This is a genomic window from Pontibacter russatus (assembly GCF_009931655.1).
In the GTDB taxonomy this organism is placed as follows: Bacteria; Bacteroidota; Bacteroidia; order Cytophagales; family Hymenobacteraceae; genus Pontibacter; species Pontibacter russatus.
This window is the reverse complement of the sequence record NZ_CP047984.1, coordinates 3,465,122-3,485,633: the sequence shown is the minus strand read 5'-3', so window position 1 is coordinate 3,485,633 and position 20,512 is coordinate 3,465,122. Positions and strand designations below refer to the sequence as shown.

General features: G+C 57.9%; 18 protein-coding genes. 9 read left to right on the top strand and 9 right to left on the bottom strand.

Going from position 1 to position 20,512, the window contains the following annotated elements:
- Nucleotides 1–239: 239 nt before the first annotated feature.
- The 3 genes from GSQ62_RS14485 (at nucleotide 240) to GSQ62_RS14475 (ending at nucleotide 4,488) form a co-directional block, all read left to right on the top strand.
- Complete coding sequence (locus GSQ62_RS14485) at nucleotides 240–3,539, top strand: vitamin B12-dependent ribonucleotide reductase (RefSeq protein ID WP_161890167.1); 3,300 nt, start codon at nucleotides 240–242, stop codon at nucleotides 3,537–3,539.
- A 125-nt stretch (nucleotides 3,540–3,664) separates the two neighbouring features.
- Complete coding sequence (locus GSQ62_RS14480) at nucleotides 3,665–4,057, top strand: group III truncated hemoglobin (protein ID WP_161890166.1); 393 nt, start codon at nucleotides 3,665–3,667, stop codon at nucleotides 4,055–4,057.
- Between the two features lie 5 nt (nucleotides 4,058–4,062).
- The gene (locus tag GSQ62_RS14475) at nucleotides 4,063–4,488 is read left to right on the top strand and encodes a hypothetical protein (RefSeq protein ID WP_161890165.1); all 426 of its coding nucleotides are present in this window, start codon (nucleotides 4,063–4,065) and stop codon (nucleotides 4,486–4,488) included.
- A 122-nt stretch (nucleotides 4,489–4,610) separates the two neighbouring features.
- On the opposite strand, the gene GSQ62_RS14470 is transcribed toward GSQ62_RS14475, so the two are convergent.
- Nucleotides 4,611–5,906, bottom strand: coding sequence for a hypothetical protein (locus GSQ62_RS14470; protein WP_161890164.1), 1,296 nt, complete (start codon nucleotides 5,904–5,906; stop codon nucleotides 4,611–4,613).
- Between the two features lie 24 nt (nucleotides 5,907–5,930).
- Nucleotides 5,931–6,575, bottom strand: coding sequence for a thioredoxin family protein (locus tag GSQ62_RS14465; RefSeq protein ID WP_161890163.1), 645 nt, complete (start codon nucleotides 6,573–6,575; stop codon nucleotides 5,931–5,933).
- Nucleotides 6,576–6,880: 305 nt separating this feature from the next.
- On the opposite strand from GSQ62_RS14465, the gene GSQ62_RS14460 reads away from it, so the two are divergent.
- From GSQ62_RS14460 to GSQ62_RS14445, 4 genes are all read left to right on the top strand, one after another.
- Nucleotides 6,881–8,080, top strand: coding sequence for a proline dehydrogenase family protein (locus GSQ62_RS14460; RefSeq protein ID WP_161890162.1), 1,200 nt, complete (start codon nucleotides 6,881–6,883; stop codon nucleotides 8,078–8,080).
- 57 nt (nucleotides 8,081–8,137) lie between these two features.
- Nucleotides 8,138–9,952: a nitronate monooxygenase family protein gene (locus GSQ62_RS14455; RefSeq protein ID WP_161890161.1), complete on the top strand. Its 1,815-nt coding sequence runs from the start codon at nucleotides 8,138–8,140 to the stop codon at nucleotides 9,950–9,952.
- Between the two features lie 6 nt (nucleotides 9,953–9,958).
- A complete protein-coding gene (locus tag GSQ62_RS14450) occupies nucleotides 9,959–10,408 on the top strand; it encodes a 6-pyruvoyl trahydropterin synthase family protein (RefSeq protein WP_161890160.1) in 450 nt (149 codons plus the stop codon).
- Between the two features lie 207 nt (nucleotides 10,409–10,615).
- On the top strand, nucleotides 10,616–10,843 hold the full coding sequence (locus tag GSQ62_RS14445) for a hypothetical protein (RefSeq protein WP_161890159.1): 228 nt from the start codon (nucleotides 10,616–10,618) through the stop codon (nucleotides 10,841–10,843).
- A 109-nt stretch (nucleotides 10,844–10,952) separates the two neighbouring features.
- Here the strand turns inward: GSQ62_RS14445 and GSQ62_RS14440 are convergent, their stop codons facing one another.
- The 7 genes from GSQ62_RS14440 to GSQ62_RS14410 all read right to left on the bottom strand — a co-directional run bounded on the left by GSQ62_RS14440 (nucleotide 10,953) and on the right by GSQ62_RS14410 (nucleotide 17,424).
- Nucleotides 10,953–11,720, bottom strand: coding sequence for an ABC transporter permease subunit (locus GSQ62_RS14440; RefSeq protein ID WP_161890158.1), 768 nt, complete (start codon nucleotides 11,718–11,720; stop codon nucleotides 10,953–10,955).
- Between the two features lie 3 nt (nucleotides 11,721–11,723).
- Nucleotides 11,724–12,434 carry an ABC transporter ATP-binding protein gene (locus GSQ62_RS14435; RefSeq protein ID WP_161890157.1) on the bottom strand — a complete coding sequence of 237 codons (711 nt, stop codon included), beginning with the start codon at nucleotides 12,432–12,434 and terminating at the stop codon, nucleotides 11,724–11,726.
- Nucleotides 12,397–13,692 (bottom strand): nitrous oxide reductase family maturation protein NosD, encoded by a 1,296-nt coding sequence (nosD, locus tag GSQ62_RS14430; RefSeq protein ID WP_161890156.1) that lies wholly within the window; start codon nucleotides 13,690–13,692, stop codon nucleotides 12,397–12,399. Before nosD ends, GSQ62_RS14435 begins: the two co-directional genes overlap by 38 nt.
- Nucleotides 13,676–14,140, bottom strand: a complete 465-nt coding sequence (locus tag GSQ62_RS14425) for a nitrous oxide reductase accessory protein NosL (protein ID WP_161890155.1) — start codon at nucleotides 14,138–14,140, stop codon at nucleotides 13,676–13,678. Before GSQ62_RS14425 ends, nosD begins: the two co-directional genes overlap by 17 nt.
- Nucleotides 14,137–14,751, bottom strand: a complete 615-nt coding sequence (locus GSQ62_RS14420) for a hypothetical protein (protein WP_161890154.1) — start codon at nucleotides 14,749–14,751, stop codon at nucleotides 14,137–14,139. Before GSQ62_RS14420 ends, GSQ62_RS14425 begins: the two co-directional genes overlap by 4 nt.
- Before the next feature lie 82 nt (nucleotides 14,752–14,833).
- Nucleotides 14,834–16,873 (bottom strand): Sec-dependent nitrous-oxide reductase, encoded by a 2,040-nt coding sequence (gene nosZ, locus GSQ62_RS14415; RefSeq protein WP_161890153.1) that lies wholly within the window; start codon nucleotides 16,871–16,873, stop codon nucleotides 14,834–14,836.
- Between the two features lie 26 nt (nucleotides 16,874–16,899).
- Complete coding sequence (locus GSQ62_RS14410; protein WP_237586639.1) at nucleotides 16,900–17,424, bottom strand: c-type cytochrome; 525 nt, start codon at nucleotides 17,422–17,424, stop codon at nucleotides 16,900–16,902.
- Nucleotides 17,425–17,798: 374 nt separating this feature from the next.
- On the opposite strand from GSQ62_RS14410, the gene GSQ62_RS14405 reads away from it, so the two are divergent.
- Nucleotides 17,799–18,044: a hypothetical protein gene (locus GSQ62_RS14405; RefSeq protein ID WP_161890152.1), complete on the top strand. Its 246-nt coding sequence runs from the start codon at nucleotides 17,799–17,801 to the stop codon at nucleotides 18,042–18,044.
- A 31-nt stretch (nucleotides 18,045–18,075) separates the two neighbouring features.
- Nucleotides 18,076–20,376 (top strand): nitric-oxide reductase large subunit, encoded by a 2,301-nt coding sequence (locus GSQ62_RS14400; protein ID WP_161890151.1) that lies wholly within the window; start codon nucleotides 18,076–18,078, stop codon nucleotides 20,374–20,376.
- Nucleotides 20,377–20,512 lie beyond the last annotated feature (136 nt).

Below are 20,512 nucleotides of genomic sequence, written 5' to 3'. Positions count from 1 at the left end.
GCAGCCTCCGCCCCACTGCATCAGGACTACGGGGCCGCTGTTTCGATATACAAGTTTAGGGCAAAAGGCGCCGGTATAAAATGACTGATGTCACTCCGGCAGATGACATTGGTCATGCCGGGCGGCAGCCAAACGCCTTAGCTTAGTACTCGCTTAGAAACACCTCCGTCTGCGGCGGTCCCCTCTGGCCCGCCGGCAGCCCCAACGCGGTAACGTTTATATCCTAAATATAGAACCTCATGAAAAAAATCTCTCAAACACCTGCGGGGCTTTCCTTTTCCCGCCACTTCACAAAAGCAGCGCAAGACCCCTTCAGCGTGTTCCGCTACGAACTCCGCTCCTCCACCATCCGCACCCCCACCGGCGATGTGGTTGCCGAGCTGAAGGACGTGGAGGTGCCCGCGCAGTGGTCGCAGATTGCCACCGACATCCTGGCCCAGAAATACCTGCGCCGTGCGGGTGTGCCGCAACCCGACGGCAGCACCGGGGCCGAGCGGTCGGTGAAGCAGGTGGTACACCGGCTGGCCAATTGCTGGCGGGCCTGGGGCAGCCGCTACGGCTATTTCAAGACAGAGGAGGATGCGCAGGTGTTTTACGACGAGCTGGTATATATGCTGCTGGGCCAGTATGCCGCCCCCAACTCACCGCAGTGGTTCAACACGGGGCTATATGAGTCTTACGGCATCGCAGGGAAAGCACAGGGACACTATTATGTGGAGCCAGAAACAGGGCAGCTGAAGGAAGCGGACTCTGCTTTTAAGCGGCCGCAGCCGCACGCCTGCTTTATTTTGTCGGTGCAGGACGACCTGGCCCAGAAAGGCGGGCTGATGGACCTGCTGGTGCAGGAGGCACGGATCTTCAAGTTCGGTTCCGGGGTAGGCACCAACTTCTCGGCCATCCGGGGCAAAGACGAGCCGCTGTCCGGTGGCGGCACTTCCTCTGGTTTGATGTCGTTCCTGCGCGTGGGCGACAGGGCCGCCGGGGCCATCAAATCTGGCGGCACCACGCGGCGGGCCGCCAAAATGGTGTGCCTCGACCTGGACCACCCGGAGATAGAGGCCTTCATCAACTGGAAAAAAGAAGAGGAGAAAAAAGTGGCCGCCCTAATTGCCGACGGCTACCCCGCCGACTACGAAGGCGAGGCTTATCAGACCGTGTCGGGCCAGAACTCAAACAACTCGGTGCGGGTGCCGAACGCTTTTTTTGAGGCCCTGCACACCGATGCGGACTGGCACCTGACCGCCCGCACCGATGGGCGCGTGGTCAAAGCCGTCCCTGCCCGCCATCTATGGCGGCAGATCGCGGAGGCCGCCTGGGCCTGTGCCGACCCGGGCGTGCAGTTCGACACCACCATCAACGAGTGGCACACCTGCCCGGCCGGGGGAAAGATAAAGGCTTCCAACCCCTGCTCGGAGTACATGTTCCTCGACGATACGGCCTGCAACCTGGCCTCGCTCAACCTGTTCAAGTTCTTCGACCAGGAGAAACAGGAATTTGATGTCGTCGCCTTCCGCCACGCCTGCCGCCTCTGGACGGTGGTGCTGGAGATTTCGGTGCTGATGGCGCAGTTCCCTTCCGAGGCGGTGGCGCAGCGCTCCTACGACTACCGCACCATCGGCCTCGGCTACGCCAACCTGGGGGCGCTGCTGATGGTGCAGGGCCCCCCCTACGACAGCGACGCGGCCCGCGCCATGTCGGCTGGCATCACCTCGCTCATGACCGGCACCGCCTACAGCACGTCCGCCGAGATGGCCGCTGCACTGGGTGCTTTTGCGAAATACGAACAGAACCGGGAGGCCATGCTGCGCGTGATGCGCAACCACCGCTACGCCACCTACGACCAGCAGGACGCCTACGAAAACCTGAGCATCAAACCGCACGGCCTGGACCAGGAGTTGTGCCCGCCGCAGCTGCTGCAGGCGGCGCGGCAGGCCTGGGACCAGGCGCTGGAGCAGGGCGAGGCATATGGCTACCGCAACGCCCAGGCCACCGTCATCGCCCCCACCGGCACCATCGGGCTGCTGATGGATTGCGACACGACCGGCGTGGAGCCGGATTTTGCGCTGGTGAAGTACAAAAAGCTCTCGGGGGGCGGCTACTTCAAAATCATCAACCAGTCCATCCCGGCGGCGCTGCAGAAGTTGGGCTATGTACCGGAGCAGGTGCAGGCCATCGTGAACTACGCCAAAGGCCACGGCACCCTGAAAGGCGCACCGCACCTTTCCCAGGAGGCGCTGCTTGCAAAAGGCCTGCTGCCCGAGGATATACATAAACTGGAAGCCGCCCTGCCAACTGCCTATGACATCACTGCCCTGTTCAATGTATATACCTTGGGAGAGGAGTGCCTGCAGCGCCTGGGCTATACCCCGGCCCAGTACCAGCAGCCGGACTTTAACCTGCTGCGCAGCCTGGGCTATACCCAATTGCAAGTAGAGGAAGCAAACGAATACGCCTGTGGCACCATGACCGTGGAGGGAGCGCCATACCTTAAAAAAGAGCACTACCCGGTGTTCGACTGCGCCAACCGCTGCGGCAACAAGGGCACGCGCTTCATCAAAGCCGAAGGCCATATCCTGATGATGGCGGCGGTGCAGCCGTTTATATCCGGTGCCATCTCCAAAACCATCAACCTGCCAAACGAAACGAGCGTGGCCGAGGTGGCCAGGTGCTATGAGCTGTCGTGGGAACTGGGGCTGAAAGCCTGCTCGCTCTACCGCGATGGCAGCAAGCTCTCGCAGCCGCTTACCGCTAAAAGCAGCCGCACAGAGAAGGAAGAGACGCCTGCCGAAGCGCCCGATACGGCAGCGCCGTCACCCGGCGCGAAAGAGGCCACCTATAACGCTGAACAGGTGCTCAGGGCGGCCCAGGCCATCCTGTCCGATGCGGCACAGCCAACGTTCCGCCAGCAGCTGACGGCGATGGTGAAGCGCCGCAAGTTGCCGGACAAGCGCAGAGGGTTTACGCAGAAGGCCAAGATAGACGGCCACACAGTATATATCCGCACCGGTGATTACCCGGATGGCACATTGGGAGAAATCTTTATCGATATGTACAAAGAGGGCGCCTCGTTCCGCTCCATCCTCAACTGCTTTGCCATCTCGGTGTCGCTGGGCTTGCAGTACGGGGTGCCACTGGAGGAGTTCGTGAGCCGCTTTACCTTCACCCGCTTCGAACCGGCGGGCCGCGTGGAGCACCCGAACATCAAATCGGCCACCTCAGTGTTCGACTATATCTTCCGGCTGCTGGGCTACGAGTACCTGAACCGCACCGACCTGGTGCATGTGCAGCCAACGGGGAAAGAAATGGATGCGGAAACTACAGCCGCGCCACAGGAAACGAAGCCCGATAAACCAGCCGCGAACGGCAAAACGTATCAGGTGGTGACGCAGAGTAAAACGGTGCTCATGGAACAGACGCAGCAGGTGCTGGCCAGCATGATGGGCGACGCGCCCATTTGCAACGTGTGCGGCCATATCACCATCCGCTCCGGCACCTGCTACAAGTGCCTGAACTGCGGCAACAGCCTGGGCTGTAGCTAACTTGTCTGAATCTTCTCGGGGCCCCTATCCCAGGATTTACAGGATGAGACGATGCGCAGGGTTTATCTGTTATTTAAAAATTCTGTAAATCCTGATTCAGACAATAATTTTTTACATTTCATGGCATGACAGAAAGCAAAGACATACTGACTTTAGAAGACATCAGGCAACTGGTGGACCTGTTTTACGAGAGGGTGCGGGCGGACGCCCTGCTGGGACCCATTTTCGAGGAGCGCATCCAGGACAACTGGGCGCGCCATCTGGAGATCATGTACCGGTTCTGGCAAACGGTGCTGCTGGGGGAACTGACGTACCAGGGCAGCCCCGGCGCCAAGCACATCACGCTGCCCGTGGGCGGGGAGCATTTTGAAAAATGGCTCAGCATTTTCAATACAACGGTGGATGAGCTTTTTAACGGGAGCAAAGCGACAGAGGCCAAATGGCGCGCGGCGCGCATGGCGGAGATGTTCGCCGGCAAAATAGCGCTTTACCAGAAAAACAACACCACTATTCTCTGACACATATGATGACTTACACACAGCCCCTTATCGGCATCGCGTTTGTGTGGGCAGGCTTTGTCTGCGCCATCAGCTTTATGGAGGCTTGGCTGAAGTTCCGTGCCCCCGGCGCGACGCTGCCCGTTGGCCTGAGCATCGGCCGCCTCATCTTCAGCGCCCTGAACAAAGTGGAGTGGAGCTTTGCGCTGGTTTCTGCGTTCCTGCTTATATATGGCGTAAACCACCAGGGTCTGTCTCCTGTGTTCCTGCTGGTTCCGGTCCTGTTGCTGCTGCAAACCGCCTGGCTGCTGCCCGCCATGAACAAACGCGCAGCACTGGTTATCGCGGGGGCTGAGGTTTCGCGCTCCTCGCTGCACTTTTATTATATAGGCGCCGAGTTGCTGAAGTTGGTGCTGCTGGTGATGTTCGGGATTCAGCTGTTTTATATGTAGCGCTCCATACCCCAGCTATATATGGCTACGCAACTCAAAAATAGTCTGCCTGAGGTAAAATTGAATTAAACAGAAAAGGCCGGGTATATACACCCGGCCTTTTCTGTTGTTTGCATTCTATACTACGCCGCCTGATGCATGATATTTTCCGTCTTTAGATGCTGCTGCATACGGCTTCTTTCACGAACCTGCGAGACAAAGAACAGCAGGATCCCCAGCGGCAGGAACACGCTTATCCAGAACAGAATCCCGTTATATGCAGGTATGGCGCCTGCCCCGGCCCAGTAGAGAATCCCCTGCAGAAACAGCAGCGCCTCGCTCCCCACAAAAGCGGCTATAAACGTTCCTATTCCCCACCGGCTCAGGCCTCCCCGGAAGCTCAGCCAACCCCGTTCCACAAAGAAGGCAAACAGGAAGAAGCTCACGAACCCGATGAGCACCAGGTGCAGGTACCCGATGATGAAAAAGCGCAGCTTGTAGGCCAGGTCGGCCATATAGGGGAAAGCGGTGGAGAACTGCATGAGGGTCTTCAGCACGAACGCCAGCGCGGCCAGCCACAGGATGCCGCGGCCCCAACTGCCGAACAGGTTTAGCAACTGTTTGCGCACCGGCCACAGCACCGCCAGCAGCAGGCCCAGCGCCGCCACCTGCATCAATCCGGCCACACCGCCAACTCCATATATAACGGCCGCCGGTTTTGTCCAGAGCACCGAGAGCAGGTAAGCTGGCAGGCAGGCCCAGCACATCAACCTGAAAAAGAGGCGGCCATATATCCGGTTGAAGGATATATGGCCATGCTCGAGCAGCCAGAACAGCAGCCCCAGCACCGCAAACGCAAGCCAGCCGTTGTACTGGAAGTGCAGGTAAAAGTAAATGGCATTGAAATACAGCTCGCTGCCGCTGTGCCCGGTGGCCATAATAGGGCCCATCGCCCAGGGCCCCAGCGACGAAAGCGCCAGGAAAAACAGCGCCGCCTTCACAAACCGGAACGACAGTCCGTGTTTTCCCGCGCTCACCCCCACACGCCTGGCATCCTTCAGAAACCTGTATATAAACCAGTAGCTCAGCAGCAGGTGCGCCGTGGAGAAAAAGATGGAAAACAGGCCATACCCCTGCACCGGGAAACTGAGCAGCATGCCCAGCACCGCCCCCTGCGACAGCCAGAACTGCCAGGTGTAGGTTCTCTTCTCCTGGTAAGCAGGTGGCAGGTAAGTAGTCAGCAGCGCCACAAACACAGCGGTATACAGCCACCCCAGCAGCGCCACATGCGAGTGCCCGTGCAGCAGGTATTTATAGTTCAGGCCGCTCACGGGCACCACGAACATCCAGCGCAGCAGCAGCCCCAGGAAGGCCACCACCACCAGGTTGCCCAGCGCCACTAGCAGCCAGCTCCGTTTATGGTGTAAGTTCAGGCGCACGATTTATATATAGGATAAGGCGGTTTAGATGCAGTACTCCGGCTCGTAGGTATGCACGGCAAAAATGCTCTGCATCTTTGCCAGCAGGTCCTGCTGCAGGGCTTCGCTGCGGTCTTTGGCATACCAGGTGTGCAGTTGCAACAGAAATGCCTCGTGGTCTGCCCCCGGATTTTCGGCCTTGAACTGCAGCACCTTTTCCTGGATGGCTCTTGGCCGCGGCCCCCACGTGAACACCCGCTCGCCGGTCTCGGCGTCTTCGCAAATCAGTATCGGGATGGCGCGGCTGCCGTTGGTGAGGCAGGTGTCCATCAGCTGGGGGTTCTCGTCGCGGAGCAGCACGGTGAGTCCGATGCCGGGCGCTTCGGCGGCGATGGCGGCAATGGCGGGCAGCAACTGTGCACCGTCGCCGCACCACGCCTCCACCAGCACCCGCCACTTCCAGCGGGGCTGGTGGAGGCGCAGTGATTCGGCTAACTCAGGCAGGAGCGAAAACTGCTTCTCCACGCGCTTCATGCGTTGCTGGTTCAGTCTGGTGAATGCGATGCGCTCCGCTGTCTGCTCCTCACCTGTTGTCTTTTGCGCCTGCACCAGCTCGTCTACCAGGGCTCTGTAGGCATCGTACCGGAGCGGGTTTACCAGCGCCGGGCTGTTTATATCCTGAGAAATCATAACGTGTTATTTTCATGCAAGTGTAAGGCAAGCCGGGGGGATATAAAATGACATAAGTCATTGAGCCGTTGCCGTTCGTCACCTTCCGGGCACCTGCCAGCTAGAAATGATATCTATCACTTTTTCAGTTGAGGCAGGTCATCTAACAGCGTCCGGCCTTTGCTTACCTTTCAACTCCCAAAAACCACTGCTGCTGTCAGGCCAGCTCCGGGGGGCAGGCGCTGCCTGCATTTCCTAAGATTCCGCGGGAGAAAACCATACAGCTACAGCCAGGGCGGGCATGTAGAACCATAATCAATTGAGACATGGAAAAAGCAGCTTACTTAAAACTTACGGCCAGGTACTTTGACCCGAAAAACCTGCAGGTAACCTTCTCCTCCAAACAGGACAGGGAGTTGCGGCTCGCGCGCTGGCTGTTCCGCATGATGAGAAAGCCTGCCGTGACAAAGGCTGGCGGTTTGGCGGCCGTGTGGGCGCTCCGGCTGGGGCTCCCCATCAAGGCCCTTATCCGCAACACCGTGTACCGGCACTTCTGCGGCGGCGAAACCGTGCAGGAGGCACAGCAGGTCATCGCAAAACTGCGGGCGTCGCGGGTACACACCGTGCTGGATTATGCTGCCGAGGCCCAGGAGACGGAGGCCGGTTTTGACGCGGTGCGGGACGAGGTGCTGCGCAACATCCAGCTGGCCCGCGACACCCGGACATTTTCCTCCCTAAGCGTCAAGCTCACCGGCATCGGCCACAAGGCCATCTTCCAGAAACTGCAGGAGGGAATACCGCTTGCGCCGGAGGAACAGCAGGCGATGACCAGAACAGAAGACCGCCTGGACACCATCTGCAAAGCCGTGGCCGAGGCCGGTCTCACGCTATATATAGACGCGGAAGAAAGCTGGCTGCAGGACCCGATGGATGCCTTGGCCGAGCGCATGATGCTCCGCTACAACCACGGGCGCGCCGTGATATATAATACGCTCCAGCTGTACCGCACCGACCGCGTTGCCTACCTGCAAGGCTGCCTGGAGCGCTACAGACAGGAACCGGTAGTATTGGGCATCAAAATCGTGCGCGGCGCCTACCACGAGAAAGAGCAGCTCCGGGCGGCGGCGAAGGGGTATCCCTCCCCGGTCTTCGCCAGCAAGCCGGACACAGACCGCAGTTTTAACCAGGCCATCGACATTTGCCTGGAAAACCTCGACCGGCTGGAGCTTTGCGCGGCCACGCACAACGAGTTCAGCACCCGCTACCTGGCCCGGCGCATCCGCAAGGAGTGTACCAGGCAGCAGCGGCAGCGCGTCCACTTTGCCCAACTCTACGGCATGAGCGACAACCTCACTTTTAACCTGGCCGACGCAGGCTATCATGCCTCCAAGTACCTGCCCTACGGCGAGGTGGCCACCGCCGTGCCTTACCTGCTCCGCAGGGCGGAGGAGAACGCCGCCATCACCGGGCAGATGGGCCGCGAACTCCAGTTGCTGGAGCAGGAGATGCAGCGGCGCAAGCACTAACCTATATACCAACCGCTCCCAAGTCTCAAAACAATATTTGTAATAAACCCCTTTTCTATGTCATCAAACACTTTGCACACGTTCCATATACCTGTTATGGGCCTTGCCTTTTCCATCGACTCGCCGCTGAAGGTTGCCCGTTTCGGTATTTCGTCCGTCCTCTCCCTCAGCGACGACAGCCTGCTGGAGCAGATGCGCGCCTTCTACAGCCAGCAATATAACCTGCCTTACCAGCCCATCCCCACCAAAGAGGAAGACTACCGGGCCAGGCGCACCACGGCCTGCCTCGACATGGTGGACGTGCTCGTGAAACGGCAGACACAAAAACTGCGGGAGGAGGCTTTCACCCCCGACTCCGAACTCACAAAATACTTTACCCTGCTGCCAGACCAGGCGCCGCTGAAAGCGATATATGAGCAGATGCTGCGCACCACCGATGCGCAGGAAAAAGAGCACCTACAGAAAGAACTCCGTGCGGGGGTGCAGCCCGGCAGCATCGATGTGAACATCATGACGAAGCTGGACAAGACGAACTATGACCGGAACGGGGAGCCGCTGCCGCAGGAATTCTCGGATGCCACGGCGGCGCTGCGCGGCTTCGCCAACAGCACGGTGCGCGGCGCCGTCATTTTCTCGGCAGGCATGAACATGCGCCTGTTCGGCGCCATGGAGCAGTTCCCGGACTTTATGCCGGACGCGGCAGGCGGCTTCGCCAAGAAGATCATCATCAAGGTGAGTGACTACCGCTCGGCGCTGGTGCAGGGCAAAATTCTGGCGAAGAAAGGGCTGTGGGTATCGGAGTTCCGGGTTGAGTCGGGGCTGAACTGCGGCGGCCACGCCTTCGCCACCGACGGCTACCTGATCGGGCCGATACTGGAGGAGTTCAGGCAAAACCGGGAGGCGCTGCGCAACGAGCTATACAGCATGTTCAGCGCTGCGCTGGCAGGCAAGGGACTGCACGTACCAGTAATGATTCCGGAACAGCGCATCACGGTGCAGGGCGGCATCGGCACGGCGCAGGAACACGACTTCCTGCTGCAGCACTACGGCGTGGAGGCCACCGGCTGGGGAACGCCGTTCCTGCTGGTGCCCGAGGCCACCACCGTGGATGAGGAAACGCTGCAGCAACTGGTGGCGGCAAAGAAAGAAGACCTGTACCTCAGCCCCATCTCGCCGCTGGGCGTGCCGTTCAACGCGCTGCGCAACACCTCCAGCGAGCAGCTGAAGAAACTGCGCGTCGCGCAGGGGAAACCGGGCAGCCCGTGCATCAAAAAGCACCTCGTCTCCAACACCGAGTTCACCGATGAGCCCATCTGCACGGCCTCGCGCAAGTACCAGCGCCGCAAGCTGGAGCAGTTGCAGGCCCAGCAGCTCGACGCGGAGACCTACCTGGTGGAGGAGGCTAAGGTGCTGGCAAAGGAATGCCTCTGCGACGGCCTGGCCAATGCCGGTACCCAGGTGTTTACCGCCAGCAAAAAAGCAGCCACCAAGGCCGTTGCCATTTGCCCGGGCCCGAACCTGGCGTACTTCTCGGGTGTCTATAAACTGCAGGAAATGGTGGGCCATATATATGGCCGCTTCAACGCGCTGAACGGCACCTACCGGCCGCACATGTTCATAAACGAGCTGCGGATGTACATCGACTACTGGAAAAACAAGAAGGAGGAGCAACTGCTCACCCTCACCGACAAGCAGTACAAATACCTGGAAAGTTTCTGGAACAGCCTGCAGGAAGGCATCCAGTACTACAAGCTGCACCTGGCCGCCATATATAAAGGTGAGCTGGAGCGACAGGTGATCATGCTGGATGAGTTGCTGGACGCCGAGGAAGAATTGCTGCTGGCCAGGCTGCAGAAAACGGCCCTTGTCTAAAAGCTGATGAGCAGAATCCGGCTGACGCGCCTGTTCACTTTTGAGATGGCGCATGCGCTGCAGGGATATGACGGCCCCTGCAGCAACATCCACGGGCACTCCTACCGGCTGGAGGTAACGGTAATCGGTACTCCGTTAGAAGACGCGGCGCACCCTAAAAATGGCATGGTGCTGGACTTTGGGGACCTGAAAAGACTGGTGCAGGAAACTGTGCTGAACAGTGTGGACCACGCGCTGCTGCTACATACAGCCAGCCCGCCGGAGTTGGTGGAAACGTTGCGGAGGCTGCGCCACAAGCTGCTGCTTACGCCCTACCAGCCCACCTGCGAGAACATGCTGGCTGACTTCAGCACCCGGCTTCTCCGTGCAATGCCCGCCAACGTCCAGCTGTTCAGCCTGAAACTCTGGGAGACGCAAAACTCCTTCGCTGAGTGGCATGCATCTGACCAGGCCTAGGCCTCTGTTGCATCCTTGCCTTTCTATACAACGCGTTGCGGCATACACTTTGCCGCAGCGCGTTCGTGCTTGGTATAATCTACGGTTCCCGACGGCAACATAAGAGGCTTTTCTCTGCCAGCTATATATAAATTCCGGCGCAGCGGTAACCGAAACAAACAAACCGCTACAGCGTTTCTAAGAATCCTGAACTCACCTGTTTAATCTATGAAAAAGCTACTGATTATATTACTCGGAGCGTTTACGTTTGCCTGCGGCAATGCTGACAATGAGACAGAAGGCACCAACAACGAAACGACCACTGAGGAGGATGTAGAAATCGGTGCCGGAGAGGAAATCAGCCCGCAGTTAGAGCTTGAAGGTGACTCTGCCGAGAACTTTGAGGTGGACACTGTTTCGTCGGCCGGGGAGATAAACCAGGAAGATGGGCTGTAAGCCCCCGCACAGATGCCGCCAAAATCAGGAGCGCAGGGCCAGAAGCCCTGCGCTCACTAAAACAAATAACACTTACTTATATATACTCCTGCCCGGCAGGCACAGTCCATTACAGGTCTCTCCTGGAGAACACCCGGTTGGAACTGAGCAGCGGCACCAGCACCCACGCCAGCAACAGCCCGAATGCCAGGCCAACGCCCCACAGGCTCCCGAAGATACTCTTGTACAGCGCCCCGGTATAGCCCATCAGCGCCGACACATCCAGGTTCAGCAGCACCATAATCCTGCCCAAATCTATTGGGTTGAGGGCGGTCATGGCCAGCGTGGCGTACTCCAGGGGGTAATCGCCGAAGGAGTACAGGATGAACAGCACGATGCCGTCATATATCAGGGCGAAGTAAAACCACAGCAGCAGCGCGATGCCGATGCCCTTGGCTTTGTCGCGGGTGATGACGGAGGCCAGGAAAGCCATGGCCACGAATATGAAGGTGATGAAAATGCCCGTCAGCACCAGGTACAGGCCCGTGGTGCTGGCCCCGAAGAGCAGCACCGGAATGCCCACGCCCACCAGAAAAGCAGCCGACAGCGAGAAGGCCACGCCAAAGTACTCACTCATGAATATCTTCCGGCGGTTGATGGGCTGGGCCACCAGCAACTCGATAAACTCATAGGAATTGTAGAAGTGCGTGGTGGCAAACACGATGCTGATGAGCGGCACCGTCAGCAGCACCAGGTTCAGCAGGCTGAGGATTCCCTTGTCGGGGCTGCCGCCCAGGTTGAACAAGCCGATGGAGAGCAGCAGCAGAAAAACAGTGTAGGCGATAATGATTTTGCTCTTGACGATGTCGTAGAGCACGTATTTGATGATCTTGTTCATGGCTTAGTACTCCTCTCCGTTCATAATCTTGGCAATGGCCCTGCTCAGGCGCTCCTCGTTCGTCTGCTGTTTCAGGCTGGCGATACTCTCGTAGAACTTCACGCTGCCGTCCACCAGGCACATCACCTCGTCGGCCACCTCCTCCACCTCGCTCATGATGTGCGACGTGATCAGGATCAGCTTCCCTTTTTTGCGCTCCTTCAGTATTTTGCACTTGAGGATCTCCGCCGAGATGGGGTCCAGGCCGGCGGTGGGCTCATCCAGAATCAGCACCTGCGGGTTGAACATGAAGGCCAGCGCGACGCTCACCTTCTGCTTGGTGCCGCCCGAGAGGGAGCCCATGCGCTTGTCGTACATCTCCTCCAGCCTATATAGGCCAATGAGTTCCTCGTCCACCGCCTGCACGTCTTTCCGGATGTCGCGCACCATCTCGATCACCTGCCGGATCTTCATGTTCTCGGGGTAGCGCCCGATCTGGGGCATATAGCCAATCTGGCTGCGATAGGCGTGTTTCCTCAGCACACTCTCGCCGTTCAGCTTTATATCCCCGCTATCGGGCAGCACCATGCCCAGGATGCACTTGCTCACGGTGGTTTTGCCGGCGCCGTTCGGGCCGATAATGGAAATCACTTTGCCTTTCTCAAACCCGACGCTCACATTTTTAAGCACCTGCAGCTTACCGTAGAACTTGCACAAGTTTTCTATCGTTATCATGGTCTATCCTCTTCATTAACGGCCGCTCATCCACCAGTTGCTCGGGTATGATGCTCGGCAGCACTTTTTCCATGTTGTCCATCAGGTCTACCATAAAGCTGCGCATCAGCATCACCGCTGGCGGCACCTGCTCCACCAGCATGGCGTACAGGCTCACGGGGCGGTAGGGCACATCCCCGGTGTTGTCTCTGTCCAGGTCGTAGCCCGTGTACTTCTCCCAGTAGTTGTTCTCGAAATGGTTGTACTGCGACTTGCCGTTGGTGCTCACATCGAAGGAGTTGCCGGTAAAGTTGTTCAGCCGGAAGGTGTCCTCAATGCAGGTGGTCATCAGCTTGATGGCCCAGCCGTTGCGCGCAAAATCGTTGTTTCTTATATCCAGCTGGCTCGAGCTCTCCATATGGATGGCCGTGGTGTTTCGCCGGAAAACGTTGTTATATATATGGCTGTTGTTTATCTCTTTCAGGAGGAGCCCGTACGAAGCGGCGCCCCAGTTGTCCTCGAAGGTGTTGTGCTCCATCCGTACGTTGCGGGTGTACATCACGGCCACGCCCGCGCCGTTGTTCCGGAAGGTGTTATAGGTATACGTGTTGCCGTCCGAAAACATAAAGTGCAGGCCGTAGCGCATGTTCTTATGGCTCGTGTTGCGGTGTACCTGGCTGTTTTTCACCACCTCCAGGTAGATACCGTCGCGGTGGCCCTGCACATTGTTGCCGGTTATGTTCACCTCGTCGGTATAATACAGGTGGATGGCGTTGCCCAGCGACGACTCGGTTTTGTCTGCGTTCTCCCCTACCACCACGTTGTCCTTTATCTCCACCTTCTCCGAGTTCTGCATATAGATGCCGTAGTAGGTTTTCAGGATGGTGTTGCCGCGTATCCGGATGTTGTTGCGGCCCATTACCCGGATGGCGGCATCGTCGCGGGTATAACTGGTGGCCACGTTCTGGAGTGTGAACCCCTGGATAGTCACATGGTCGGCCAGCACCGTGATAAGCTGCCCTGTGAAATTGCCGTCTATCACCGGGTTGTTCTGCCCGATGAGCGTGAGCGGCTTTTTAATCTCAATTTTAGACTCTTTATATATACCGCCGTTCACCAGCACCGTGTCGCCGGCACCTGCCTTTTGCACCGCCTGCTTCACAGAGGTAAACACACAGGTTTTACACACTTTCAGTGTACTGCCGGAAGCTACCGGTGCCCACAGCAGCAATGCCAAGGTGCATGTAAGTAAAAGGTTGTAGTTACTGAAGTTTCTCATCGTTTCGAACGGCTAAAAGCACCTGGTCCCAGTCGAGCACCTGCCCGCCGTGTTCCTGCTGCATTTTTCCTGCGGTTGCCGCGTCTGCCAGCGCAGTCAGGTTCATGCCCATCGGGCTTGGCAGCGCCTCGCTCTGCAGGAAGTAAGCGGCCCTGGCATCAACCAGCTGGCCGGGCCTGGCATAGTCCGTTACCAGCAGAAAAGCCGCTTTCTGGCCCTGCTCCGGCTGCTCGTTTATATAGGCGGCCAGGCACTCGGCAGAGTCGAAGAAGTACGCCTTGCCCTTGTCGTTTACCAGTTCTGCGCCATAGCGGTTGTCAGCCACGGTCATGCTGCAGTGGGCGCAGTTGGCGGCCCCGTAGGCAATCGGCTTCGGCTCCACCTTGCAGCCTGCCAGCAAAAGAAGCAGGAGCAGCAGGCCCGTTAAATACTCAACTGACTTTTTCATACCAGCACACTGTTTAGATGACGGGTATAGGCTGAGCTCGCAGCGCTCCTGCGGCTGAAGTAATACACCAGCCCGGCAAGCAGCACAGCCAGGAAAACACCCAGGCTGCCCAGGCCCGGCAACGATAAGGCATCGAAGTTAAGCAACTGCTTATTCCCGAGCAAGGGCGGTATATAGGTCATGCCCGGCACCTTGATGGGCGCTTCCGGGTTCAGGTTGGTTCCGAACTTGTGCAGCCACATATAAAAGTCGGCTATGCCCACGGCACCGGCAACCATCAGCAGCGAAGTCCAGTACAGCACCAGCCGTCTTTTGCCTATCAGGGCGATGATAACGCCCGTCACCATAAAAAAGGCAATAACATACGGCATCACCTTCAGCTCTTTGAAAGACTCGGCGTGTATGGGTTCCATGCCGATGTAGTGGTTCAGGATATTGAAGTTTTGAAGCACGCTCTCGGAGCTGCCCGCGAGTTTGTTCACCCATATATGAAGTTCCAGCCCTTCCGGGTACTGGGGGGCCTCGAGGTAAATCTTCCACATCGGGAAGAGAAACAACAGGCCAAGTGACAGTGCGGCGACAATCATTAAAATTTTATTGTAAGCTTTCATCCTCTTAAATTTTAAGGTGAAAAAGTGTTAAAACAGCGGAGGTTGCCACCGGGCAACCTCCATTGTTTTGCCCAGCTAAGCCTTAGTTGACAGAGGCTGAGGCTGGTGGTACCGGCTTTTTCTCTCCGGTAGAGAACGTAATCGGCACGTTTGATCCTCTCGGAGAAACCCTGACGTATCCCTGCATCTCCTGGTGAAGCGCAGAGCAGAAGTCAGTACAGTAGAAGGGGAAGATACCGGCCTGCTTCGGCACCCATCGCAGGGTCTGAGTGGCGCCCGGCATGATAAGCGTCTCGGCGTTGTTGGCCCCCATCACCGCGAATCCGTGCGGCACATCCCAGTCCTGCTCCAGGTTCGTCACGTGGAAGAGCACCGTGTCGCCCACCTGCACACCCTCGATGTTGTCAGGTGTAAAGTGGCTCCGGATGGAGGTCATGTTTACTTTCACCGTCCTGCCGTTGCGGGTCATGCTCACGTCTTTCTCGTTCTTCACCGCCTCCGGGTGGGTGTTCTCGTCCAGCTTAAAGAATTTCACGCTGTTCGGGGCCACCAGGTCAGCTTTGATCGCCTGTGCGTAGTGCGGCTCTGCCACCGTTGGGAAGTCCAGAATCATCTTCATCTTCTCGCCGCTGATGTCTATCAGCTGGGCAGAGTGCATTAACTCGGGGCCGGTTGGCAGGAAGCGGTCTTTTGTGATTTTGTTCATCACCACCATATACTTGCCGTAGGGTTCTCTGGTGTCGCCACCAGGTATCATCAGGTGGCCGGGAGAGTAGTACACCGGCATCCTGTCTTTTACCTGCAGGTCTTCCAGGCTCCATTTCACCACCTCAGAAGACACGAACATGGTAGAGTACGCATTGCCCTTGCCATCGAACTCGGTGTGCAGTGGCCCGAGGCCCGGCTCCTTCACTTCGCCTTTCAGCACAGACTCATACTTGAGCACCGGAATACCGTTCACCTCACCGTCAAAGTCCTTGTCTTCGATGGCCTTCTGCATTTTGGAGAAGGAGAACACCGGCAGCGAAGAAGCCAGCTTACCGTTCACCACCATATACTCGCCGGTCGGGTCCACGTCGATACCGTGCGGAGACTTGGGCGCAGGCAGCAGGTACATCATGCCCGGGCAGTCTTCGGGCAGCAGGTAGCGAACCGTCTTCTTCACCGTAGACTTGGCGGTGTGGGAGCCGTGGTCCATCTTGTTGTGGTAGTAGTTGGCGGGCATTTCTTTCGCCTTGCCTTCTGCCGCATACTTGGCTGCCAGTTTCCAGTTAATCGCCGCCAGGTAGTCCCGGTCGTTCTGAGACGCGCCCAGCTCCTTCAGCGTGGCGGACTTCTCGGTGTTGTAGGTAGTGAAGAACACCCAGTCGTTGGATGGGCCCTTCCCGCCGTTGGCCAGGTCATAGTCGAAGCCAGGCACCAGTATCTGGAAGTCCAGCTCCATATCGCCGTGCTCCGGGTCTACCTTGATGAAAGAGATGGAACCCCTGAACTTGTCTTTGTAATCGCTCAGGCTCACGTCCTGCGTTCCGCCCTTCATGTCGAGGGGCACGCTGAAGCGCGTTCCGGCCAGCACATACTCGTTGTTGTTGGTCGGGTAGGGCGAGCAGTGGTTACCGGCGCTGTTCGGGATTTCCATGATCTCCACGGTCTCGAACGTCTTCAGGTCCACGCGGGCCACGCGGGGCGTGTTGTTGCCGTTCACGAAGAGCCAGCGGCCGTCAGCCATACCGTCTGTGCGGGACAGCTTGGGGTGGTGCAGGTCATCCCAGGGCACAAAGCCGTGCGAGGTCTGCAGCATCGCCTTCGACTCTTCGTTGTAGCCGTAGCCGTTCTCCGCGAACTGCGTGAAAACCGGGATGATTTTCAGCAGCCTGCCGGAAGGAAGGCCATATACGGACACCTGCCCGTTGAAGCCGCCCGACAGGAAGGAGTACAGCTCATCGTGCTCGCCCGGCGCCACATACACGGCCTCGGCGGCGTTGGAAGCGACGGCATCGTCCTTCGCGTTGCCTTTAGTGTCGGGGTCGCCACAGCTTTGCAGCGTTGAACCGGCTGCCAGGGCCATCAGGAGCGTTGCCCTGGGCGCCGCCTTTTTCAATTTGTTGATCAGGGTTTCCATAATGATATATGGGTTTAGGATTTTATTTAACCTTTAGTGTCGTTTTGCCGCAGGAACTCCAGCAGCGCGCGGGCGTCTTCTTCCGTAATGTTCTGGTTTGTCATCTGGGTCAGGTGCTCGCCCAGCAGTTTCTTGGCAGTAGGGTCTTCCTTGGTCATCACCTCCGGGTTGATGATCATGTTCATGATCCACTCCGGCTTGCGGCGCTCCGTAACGCCGGCCAGGCCAGGCCCTACTATTTTCTGGTCGGTCAGCTGGTGGCAGGCAGAGCACTTGCCCTCAAAGATGGTCTTGCCCTCGGCGGCAAGCGCCTCGTCTATACCCTCTCCCACCTCTACTGTTTTAACCGGGCCCACGCCTTTGCCATCATCCTCTACAGGTGCCTCAGCGGCCTGGCTGGCCAGCCCTACCTCTTCCTGCTCGTCTGCAGCAGTATTTTCAGTGTCTCCGGAGGAGCAACCAACCAACATTGCACCACAAAGCAGGGCCACTGCTCCAAATTGCAAAGGCTTCATTATCATTTTTTTCACTTTCTCGGCTTGATTTTTCATGTTTTTCGATTTTAGGTTCTTTAACTGTGATTCGCCCCTCTGTACGAATCAGGAGCACGGCTGTTATTGCTTTCAACAGCAGTTGCTCGACTTCCTCCTATTTTTTCATGGCCCTGGCATTTGATTATCGATACAATTTTGGTGTTTGATTACTGTACAAATGTATCGCGCCCTGCGATTTTAATAAAAGACCTTAATCTCTTTTATATATGACCTTTGTCATTTTTTCTCCCTCTGACGCTGTAGACCTTTGAGCATAGAATGATGGTAAAGGGATGTATCGGCTCGTTTTATATATACTGAAGGTAGCAGCCGTAGCTCAGCCCCTGCACAAGACGGGCATCCATATACTACACCAGTCAAGCCGCACCTATATGGCTAGTCACCTGTGCGAGCAGCGGCAGGTGTCCGGCGCTCGCTGCGAGGGCAAGCGCTATCTCAAAAAGCAGTACAGAAGAGAGACGCAGCGACAGCAGCAATTGCCCACCGTCCTGCGCCCGGCTGCCGCCAGAGCGCCTCGGGCTATTGTTACCAGAATGCCCATGAGACAGGCCGCCCTGACCTTTTTGCCTGGAGCAGGAAACCCGTACAAGCACTTTTACCTAAACCCCAACCTTTGAATCAGCAACAAACACTTAATTTTTTATCACCATGAAATACAGCAAACTCTGGCTGGGATTTATCGCCGTCATCGTCGGCTCCTTTGCCGTGCTCGGGTACTATGGCTCCGAGATTTACCGGGAGGCTCCTCCCATTCCGAAACAAGTCGTGACTGCCTCCGGCAAGGTCATCTTTACGCTGGAAGACATCCAGGACGGGCAGAACGTGTGGCAGTCCGTCGGCGGGCAGGAACTGGGGTCTATATGGGGCCACGGCGCCTACGTAGCGCCCGACTGGAGCGCCGAGTGGCTGCACAAGGAGGCCATGTTCTTCCTCGACACCTGGGCGATGCAGGAGAAAGGCGTGAAGCACGATGAGTTGGACGAGGAGCTGCAGGCCATGCTGCAGGCCCGCCTGCAGAAGCAGATACGCGCCAACACCTACGACCCGGCGACAGGCGTGCTCACCATCTCCGACCTGCGCGCCGAGGCCATCGCTGGCGTGAGCGCGCATTACACCGCCCTCTTTACCGACGACCCGGCGCTGGCAAATTACCGCGACGCCTACGCCATGGCCGACAACACCGTGAAGGACCCGGAGCGCATGCGCAAGCTGAACGCCTTCTTCTTCTGGACATCCTGGGCCTGCGTGACCGAGCGCCCCGGCCTCGCGATTACCTATACCAACAACTGGCCCGCCGAGAAACTGGTGGCCAACGAGCCCAGCTCCGACCTCATCATCTGGACGGGCTTCAGCGTCATTATCCTGATTGCGGGTGTCGGTTTGCTGGCCTATTACTATGCCTCCAACAAGGAGGATGAGATTGACCACTCCAGGCTGCCGAAGCAGGACCCGCTGCTGGGCCTGAAGGCCACGCCGTCTATGAAGGCGACGCTGAAGTACTTCTGGATAGTGACGGCCCTGATACTGGTGCAGGTAACCCTGGGCGTGGTGACGGCGCACTACGGCGTAGAGGGGCAGGCCCTGTATGGCTTCCCGCTGGCTGATTATCTGCCCTACTCCATCACCCGCACCTGGCACGTGCAGCTCGCCATCTTCTGGATTGCCACCTCGTGGCTGGCCACCGGTTTATATATAGCCCCGGCCGTGTCGGGCCATGAGCCGAAGTTCCAGAAACTGGGCGTTGATTTCCTGTTCATATGCCTGCTCATTATCGTGGCGGGTTCGCTGGCCGGGCAGTGGTATGGCGTGATGCAGAAGCTGGGTTACACTGAAAACTTCTGGTTCGGCCACCAGGGCTATGAGTACGTGGACCTGGGCCGCTTCTGGCAAATCTTCCTGCTGGTGGGCCTGTTCCTGTGGCTTGGCCTGATGGTGCGCGCCATCATGCCTGCTTTCCGCAACGACGTGGAGGGCCGCCACCTGCTGGGCATGTTCCTCATATCCTCTGCCGCCATCGCCATCTTCTACGCCTCCGGCCTGATGTGGGGCCAGCACACGAACCTGGCCATAGCTGAATATTGGAGATGGTGGGTAGTGCACCTGTGGGTAGAGGGCTTCTTCGAGGTGTTTGCCACCGTGGTGATTGCGTTCCTGTTTGTGCGCATGGGCCTGCTGGAGACGAAAATGGCGACGGCCACCGTGCTGTTCTCCACCATCATCTTCCTGTTCGGCGGCATCATCGGCACGTTCCACCACCTGTACTTCAGCGGCACGCCCACCTCGGTGATGGCGCTGGGTGCCACCTTCAGCGCCCTGGAAGTGGTGCCGCTGGTGCTCATCGGCTTCGAGGCCTACCACAACCTCCAGATCAGCCGCGCCACCCAATGGATAAAGGCATATAAGTGGCCCATCTACTGCTTCATCGCCGTGGCCTTCTGGAACCTGGTGGGAGCGGGTGTGTTCGGTTTCGTCATCAACCCGCCGATTGCGCTCTACTATATGCAGGGGCTCAACACGACGCCGGTGCATGCGCACACCGCCCTGTTCGGGGTATATGGCGTGCTGGGTATCGGCTTGATGCTGTTCGTGCTCAAAGGCCTCTCCGCCCGCCGCCGCTGGAAAGATGGCGTGATCAGCTTCGCATTCTGGTCCATCAACGTGGGGCTGATGCTGATGGTGCTCATCAGCGTGCTGCCCATCGGGTTGCTCCAGACCTGGGCCAGCGTGGAGTACGGCCTGTGGTACGCACGTTCCATGGAGTTCATGCAAACCGACACCATGGAAATCCTGCGCTGGCTGCGCGTGGTGGGCGACACCATCTTCGCGGGAGGCGTGGTTGCGCTGGCCTGGTTTATCATCGGCCTGAAAACAGGCTGGTCCCTGGAAGAGGACACTGACGTTTCCATGGAAGACTACCCCAGCGTGAAATCAAAAGAGGGCACCAGGTAGACCATCGTCAGGTTGCGTAGAAGGCAAGAGCCGTTGCATCAGGGATAAAACCTTTTCCCATCGATGCAGCGGCTCTTGCCTTTTGTACCGTCAGCAACAGCTAAACCGCGTGGCCACGCAGGAGGAATCCCCTATA

Bases quoted from the DNA above. Each gene is read 5' to 3' on its own strand.
- GSQ62_RS14400 (WP_161890151.1), top strand. From the start codon at position 18,076: ATGAAATACAGCAAACTCTGGCTGGGATTTATCGCCGTCATCGTCGGC.
- GSQ62_RS14485 (WP_161890167.1), top strand. From the start codon at position 240: ATGAAAAAAATCTCTCAAACACCTGCGGGGCTTTCCTTTTCCCGCCAC.
- GSQ62_RS14410 (WP_237586639.1), bottom strand. From the start codon at position 17,424: ATGAAAAATCAAGCCGAGAAAGTGAAAAAAATGATAATGAAGCCTTTG.
- GSQ62_RS14475 (WP_161890165.1), top strand. From the start codon at position 4,063: ATGATGACTTACACACAGCCCCTTATCGGCATCGCGTTTGTGTGGGCA.
- GSQ62_RS14450 (WP_161890160.1), top strand. From the start codon at position 9,959: ATGAGCAGAATCCGGCTGACGCGCCTGTTCACTTTTGAGATGGCGCAT.
- GSQ62_RS14440 (WP_161890158.1), bottom strand. From the start codon at position 11,720: ATGAACAAGATCATCAAATACGTGCTCTACGACATCGTCAAGAGCAAA.
- GSQ62_RS14405 (WP_161890152.1), top strand. From the start codon at position 17,799: ATGGCTAGTCACCTGTGCGAGCAGCGGCAGGTGTCCGGCGCTCGCTGC.
- nosZ (WP_161890153.1), bottom strand. From the start codon at position 16,873: ATGGAAACCCTGATCAACAAATTGAAAAAGGCGGCGCCCAGGGCAACG.
- GSQ62_RS14420 (WP_161890154.1), bottom strand. From the start codon at position 14,751: ATGAAAGCTTACAATAAAATTTTAATGATTGTCGCCGCACTGTCACTT.
- nosD (WP_161890156.1), bottom strand. From the start codon at position 13,692: ATGAGAAACTTCAGTAACTACAACCTTTTACTTACATGCACCTTGGCA.
- GSQ62_RS14425 (WP_161890155.1), bottom strand. From the start codon at position 14,140: ATGAAAAAGTCAGTTGAGTATTTAACGGGCCTGCTGCTCCTGCTTCTT.
- GSQ62_RS14480 (WP_161890166.1), top strand. From the start codon at position 3,665: ATGACAGAAAGCAAAGACATACTGACTTTAGAAGACATCAGGCAACTG.
- GSQ62_RS14455 (WP_161890161.1), top strand. From the start codon at position 8,138: ATGTCATCAAACACTTTGCACACGTTCCATATACCTGTTATGGGCCTT.
- GSQ62_RS14465 (WP_161890163.1), bottom strand. From the start codon at position 6,575: ATGATTTCTCAGGATATAAACAGCCCGGCGCTGGTAAACCCGCTCCGG.
- GSQ62_RS14445 (WP_161890159.1), top strand. From the start codon at position 10,616: ATGAAAAAGCTACTGATTATATTACTCGGAGCGTTTACGTTTGCCTGC.
- GSQ62_RS14435 (WP_161890157.1), bottom strand. From the start codon at position 12,434: ATGATAACGATAGAAAACTTGTGCAAGTTCTACGGTAAGCTGCAGGTG.
- GSQ62_RS14460 (WP_161890162.1), top strand. From the start codon at position 6,881: ATGGAAAAAGCAGCTTACTTAAAACTTACGGCCAGGTACTTTGACCCG.